This window comes from Caballeronia sp. (assembly GCF_049581465.1).
GTDB lineage: Bacteria > Pseudomonadota > Gammaproteobacteria > Burkholderiales > Burkholderiaceae > Caballeronia.
In genome coordinates, this window is sequence record NZ_JBAUSA010000088.1 from 1 (window position 1) to 3,702 (window position 3,702).

Here is a 3,702-nt window from a genome sequence, read left to right on the forward strand (position 1 = left end):
GTGATTGCCCTCCTCCGTGTCCCTCGCGCCCAACCAGCGCTCGAGCACGCTCCGATACGTGCAGCCCCTGGCAAACGCAGCCAGCGACGTGAGCTTGACGTCCCCCGGCCTATTTACAGGTGGGTGGCCAGCGGGCAAGACCAGCAGCATGTCTTCCGCATACGCACGCGTTGCATCTAGTCCACGCTCGGCGAACCTTGTGCCAAGTTCAGGGGAAACCTGACAACCGGCATCGGCTACAAATGCGCAATCGAGGCGGCCACTCTCAACATCTTCGACAAGTGATAGAGATGTACCAATGGAAAGTTCGAGATCAACGTCTGGCCACGTGCTGTGGTAAGCCGAAAGAAGCGCGGGCAGGCGTGTCGCGGCAGTACTTTCCAGGCTGCCGATGCGCAGTCGACCCGCCGGTTGCTCCGGCCTCATTGTCCCGCACGCGTCTTCGGCCAGCGAAAGCAGGCGCTGCGCGTACTCAAGCATTCGGTGCCCGTTGGGCGTCAACGTGATCCGCTTGCCACCCCTTGAAAAGAGCTGAACCTTTAGCTCCTCTTCAAGCTGCTCGACGCGCGTTGTTACGTTTGACTGAGCACGTGCTAAATGTTCGGCGGCTCGAGTGGCACTTTGCTCCGTCGCGACAGCACAGAATTTTTCTAGCGATGAGAAATCCATTTTGCCCTCAATCAGACTGTCGCTCGGGGATACACTGGACAAGAGTGTTCAGTTTGGGCGAATAGGCAGTCAACTGGCGCGACGGGCAAAACACTCTTTACCCAATGGAAAGGCTCACAGAAACGAATTGAAAAGACCGGAAATGGTTCGCAAACGTCATTAGCAAATTCGCGTTCCTAAACTATCCTACCACCGGGAGCGGCCCCCGATTAAATTGCCCGACCGACTTGCCAGCGCGACGCACAAGCAATCAACCGGTATGCAAGAGTCACTACCGGAGCGCTAGAACGCACCACTCACAACGCTTGGCACTTACCGGACCCTTCTCAAGACAGCCCACCCCTACACAGAGTGGCGACTATATTTTCCGCCGTGGAAAATATAGTCGGTATTATCTCCTGGCGCGAGAAACGCTAAGCCGCGCCGCAAAAATCATCCAGGCCCGTTGCCTCAGGCAGCCAGGCTTTCTAGCTTCCGTTGAACTTCGGCCGCAGTAATGTAGCCCGAACTGAGTTGTCCGATCTTTCCATCGAGCTCAACAAATAACGACGGGAAGCCCTGCACGCCCAGCCTGCGAGTCAGATCGAATTCCTTCCGGGTCGCCTGTATCGCTTTATCCGAAGCCCAGACCGCGAAAAATGCGTCTTCATCCGTGTCGAACCCAGCGGCCTTCAGCGCTGCGGCTCCGACTTTCGCCAGAACTTTTCCGTCGGTCGTATCGAGTGCATCGACGTAGAACGCCCGCTGGTATGCTTGGAAGATCTTCAACAGATCGGTCGACGGGTCGATCAGACTGGCTGTGACAATGGCGCGGCATACCGGTCCAGAGTCATAGACGAAGTTCTTCCGTGCAAGCAGCCCTTCACGATTGAATTCCGCGCCGCTCATCTGTTCGACGCGCGCCCAGTGCGTCAAGCGGAACTGCTTGCCCGCATCATCCAGAACCTGTGTTGAGCCTGCCGTCATACCACCCACCACGATCTGTACATCAAGCTCGGGCATGTTTCCGACGATCGACGTCATCTCCTTGCTGAAGCCGTAGCACCACGAGCACATCGGATCGCCTACAAATATGAGTTTCATCGCTTATCTTCCAGTTAAAGCATTCAATTGCACAGGGGTCCCGGTGCGGATCTTCTCAACTCGCTGAATGTGTCCCGCACCTTGGGTTATCGTGCGCAGCGACCCGTCGGCGACCGGAATGAATTCCGTCCTGGGCAACCGCCTTCACGTTGTGATTCGCATTCTAGACCGCTAGCGATTTTGTCGCTTGCTCGGTTCCAGGGCGCTAAGTTATTGCGTGAAGAGACCCACTTGCTTCGCCGTCGGCATCGCGAATTCGCTTGATTAACAGTGAGCGAGGTCTAAGAAATTCATTTGCGTCGGCAAAGGCGTTATTATCGAAATTCGAAATCATTGTTTTGATAAGTGAACAATAAACGCATGGACACGCAAAAAATCGAAGGTCTCTGGACCCATTTGCACTGGCTGACGGTTCTTGCCGAACAAGGTACTTACACTGCGGCCGCGGCCCGGCTCGGGGTAAGCAAGGCAGCAATGAGCCAGCGCATTTCCGAACTGGAACGAGCAGCGGGTGTCGCACTGGTGCAACGCACCACGCGCAGCGTGCGGTTTACCGAAGCCGGACAGCGACTCGTCGACGACACCCGTTTGGAGTACGAACATATTGCGACAAGTTTCGCCACGGTTCGGGAAATGGCGGGCGTTGCACGGGGGCTGATCCGAGTGACGGCACCGGTCGCATTCGTTCGACAACAACTGGTGCCGAAGATGTCGGCGTTCCTGCGAGCGAATCCCGAAGTTCGCGTGCAACTCGAAGTGTCCGACCGTGTCAGCTCAATTGCCACCGAGGGCTTCGATCTTGCAATCAGACACAGCGCACAAGCCCCGGAGACGCATGTCGCGTGGAAACTATGCGAGACACACTCCGTGATCGTGGCGACCCGGGCGTACCTGAAGCGCAAAGGTCAACCGGAAACGCCAGCGGACCTTTCGGCTCACGATTGTCTGTTCTATCCCCGTGCTTTAGGGGCAGCCATCTGGTCGTTCGAGCGAAAAGCAACACGCAGGACGCACGCGGGTCCTATGACGGTGACGGTAAATGGGCCACTTTCTGCGAACAATAGTGAGGCGTTGAGAGATGCTGCCCTCGACGATTTGGGCATCGCGCTCCTGCCCGATTTCACGGCACAGGCAGCGATTCAATCTGGAAAGCTGGTCGTCCTCTTGCCGGATTGGCGCCCCGTCGGCGCCTTTGCGGAACAACTTTATGTCGTTCGTCCTTACACACCGCACGTACCTCGAGCGGTCGCACTCTTTGTGGCTTATCTTCGTGAGACTTTCGCAGGCGGCTTTCCGGCCTGACTTTCGGCCTGACTTTCGACCTGCCAAATGGCTCCCCGCCGCCCACCCGCCTGATTTGTTCTCACGACGCAAGACTGTTTGTCCATGCCGGGTATTCGAACTCAACGTCAACGCGCCTAGACTGGCTTTCGCGGTGGTCGACGCCGTCGGTTCGATCGCAAGATAGCTAAATCAACTTAATTCAAGGTCTACTATGAGCACAGCACAAAAGGTTGTCGTCGTAACGGGTGCGTCACAAGGCATCGGCGCAGAGTTGGTCAAGGCATTCCGCGGACGCGGCTACAGCGTTGTCGCAACGGCACGCACTATCAAGCCGTCGGACGATCCCCAAATTCTGACGGTCGTGGGCGATATCGCCGACCCGGCTACTGCACGCCGCGTGATTTCCGAAGGCGTGGCGCGCTTCGGCCGTATCGACACGCTGGTCAACAACGCTGGCGTCTTCATCGCTAAGCCTTTTACGGCGCACACCGCCGAAGACTACGCATTGATTACAGGCGTGAACCTCGCCGGCTTCTTCAACATCACGCAGCTCGCGATCGCTGAGATGGAAAAGAATTCGAGCGGCCACGTGGTCACCATCACGACCAGCCTGGTCGACCACGCGATCAGCGGTGTGCCTTCGGTGCTGGCATCGCTGACCAAGGG

4 protein-coding genes and 1 pseudogene are annotated in these 3,702 nt (G+C 57.1%); 2 read left to right on the forward strand and 3 right to left on the reverse strand.

Going from position 1 to position 3,702, the window contains the following annotated elements; all coding sequences use genetic code 11:
* The 3 genes and pseudogenes from WCA53_RS02105 to WCA53_RS02115 all read right to left on the reverse strand — a co-directional run.
* Positions 1-480 (reverse strand): LysR substrate-binding domain-containing protein (locus WCA53_RS02105; RefSeq protein ID WP_423904978.1); only part of this gene is annotated, 480 nt, incomplete at its 3' end.
* A gap of 15 nt (positions 481-495) precedes the next feature.
* Positions 496-669 (reverse strand): annotated as a pseudogene (locus WCA53_RS02110) (LysR family transcriptional regulator); the annotation flags it as partial.
* Between the two features lie 450 nt (positions 670-1,119).
* Complete coding sequence (locus WCA53_RS02115; RefSeq protein WP_423904971.1) at positions 1,120-1,692, reverse strand: DsbA family protein; 573 nt, start codon at positions 1,690-1,692, stop codon at positions 1,120-1,122.
* Positions 1,693-2,112: 420 nt separating this feature from the next.
* Here WCA53_RS02115 and WCA53_RS02120 point away from each other — a divergent pair, with 420 nt between their 5' ends.
* Together WCA53_RS02120 and WCA53_RS02125 are read left to right on the forward strand one after the other, a co-directional pair.
* Complete coding sequence (locus tag WCA53_RS02120; protein WP_423904973.1) at positions 2,113-3,054, forward strand: LysR family transcriptional regulator; 942 nt, start codon at positions 2,113-2,115, stop codon at positions 3,052-3,054.
* A 193-nt stretch (positions 3,055-3,247) separates the two neighbouring features.
* The coding region (locus WCA53_RS02125) for an SDR family oxidoreductase (protein ID WP_423904976.1) at positions 3,248-3,702 on the forward strand (455 nt) is incomplete at its 3' end.